Source organism: Runella sp. CRIBMP (genome assembly GCF_009905605.1).
Taxonomy (GTDB): domain Bacteria; phylum Bacteroidota; class Bacteroidia; order Cytophagales; family Spirosomataceae; genus Runella.
Window position 1 is genome coordinate 1 of record NZ_JAAAKZ010000042.1, and the last position, 2064, is coordinate 2064.

General features: G+C 46.0%; 1 protein-coding gene. It reads right to left on the bottom strand.

Translation table 11 applies throughout. The features are described from left to right. On the bottom strand, window positions 1–2009 hold a 2009-nt coding region (locus tag GVN20_RS29450; protein WP_206023401.1), incomplete at its 3' end, for a CotH kinase family protein. Window positions 2010–2064: the final 55 nt, after the last annotated feature.

Sequence of the window (2064 nt, forward strand, 5' to 3'; positions counted from 1 at the left end):
CCCCCCGTGGTAAAACCCTTTACATCCGAATTCAATCCCGGGTCGGTGTCGGCCATGTACACAAATTTCATGTTTGCGGGAAATGTACCCGCCGTAGAGCTAGAGGCCCACTCCTTAAAAACATATCCACACGACTCCAATGTCGCGGCTACCAAGGCGGGCTCAAATACCGCCGTATAGCTACGGGCGGCGCTCGCCGTAATGGTCTGAACGCTGTCGGTCAGTATCGTTGAATTATAAACCCAATGTTTGAACTTATAGCCAAGTTTCGGACGTGCCCGTATCACCACAGGAATCGAATTATCAGACTTATAAAAATAGCTCCCCGTCCAAGGATAAGGCGATGCATTCACGCCCGGGGTTGTGGGCAATATATCAATCGTATTGACCCGCACGTAACCGTGGGCAGGATTCGACACATTGACCGTCAAGTTGTACTGACCACTGAGACCGAATTTGTTTCGAATGTGGGTCCGCTGATAGCCTGGGCGGTCTTGCACAAACTTAATACAGCTCGCAATTCGGGTCAGCCATGTTGAACTATCCGTTAAAGTCTTCCAACGGGTAAGATGAGCAGGAATCTCAGCGCTTATCCCATCACGTTTACCCTCAATGAGTTGGCTGATACGATTGGGTAAAAAAGTTGTATTCATTAAATCGGCAAAACGATTGATAAAATCATTCCGAAATGTCTGATTTTGCAATAATCGGGCTAATAAAAAACCGGGGGCAAAAGAATTGCTGGCACCTTCGGATGCGGCAGATAAACGATCTTGTGAAGCATCTGACATCGACAAATCTAAGTCATATAAACTCCACCGCCATCGGCCATCAAGCCCATAAGGTGCTGTCGGTGTGTAGGCGACCTGCCGTCTCCAATACCGGTTATTATTGGTTCCCCAGTCCTGATTGTTATAAAAGATTTCAATAATCTGATAATCTCTAAAATTTTCAACATCCATCTGGGTCTTTACATAATTATAGTTTGTGCTACTTGTTACTCCATTGTTATAAATGTAGTTAAGCATTGCATTGTAATGAGTCGCGCTCCCTTCTTCTATCTCCGTATCAATAAGGTCAAGGCTATCTTCATTCACTCCGTATTTTTGCGCGTAATAATGTTTATCTTGCCGCTGACGCATGTTATGAATACCCCAATATTCACCGTTCAAAAAAAGAATAGCAGGTCGATACGCCTGAATATCAATATTTAAGTGCGCTACCGATTCGTGTGCGAGCGCATCACGAAACAACGTCGATGTATAATCTTGACCAGAATTTCGTAGGATAAACGTTTTATATTCATCATAGGGCAATTGCGGAAATAAAGGATGCTCAATGGTTTTGTACTGGTCAGTACCGTACAACCGCAGTGACTTAACCCGATAACTTGCCGACGACGATCCGTTTATTCGCAAGCCTACATCCTGTTTATAAACCACCGTATCGGTCTCAATGATTTCAAAATGAGCAGGTCGCTCCGCCGACTCACCACTCCGATGATAATTAGCGGGGCTCGCAGGCCCTGGCGTCTGAGTGGGGTTAGCATTCCGCCAGTTATCAAAATCAATTCCTGGCACATAAATCCCGTTGTTGTAGGAAAATAACCCATCCTCCTGCGACATCACCGACACCACAGGGAGCGTAAACTTATTAACTCCACTCGATGAAAAGAAAAATGAACTCGAGGTAATCTCACTCGTCAAAGCTCCCGCCTTCACCGCAACCGCCCGAACCACCTTCCCTTTATAAAGCGGAGACGTCGGCAAATAACTCAAACTTTGGCTATGTGTACTGGCTATCGTGCTGATTTTGTTGGGTAAACTCGAGGCATCATCCACCGTCAAAGGGCCCGTGTAACTATATGATTGGTACTGCTTTGTCTGGTTGCTACCTGGATAGTTGTTGCGGTAGGTATAGCTCTGTGGTGTCAGACTCCCCGCCGATGGTACCGACCCATCTGTGGTGTAATAAATACTCACCCCAACGTCTGGATGACTAATTGTCAAACCAAAACTACTGCTGTAAAACCCGCCTACATGGGAAAAAACGGGCGGGCTCAAC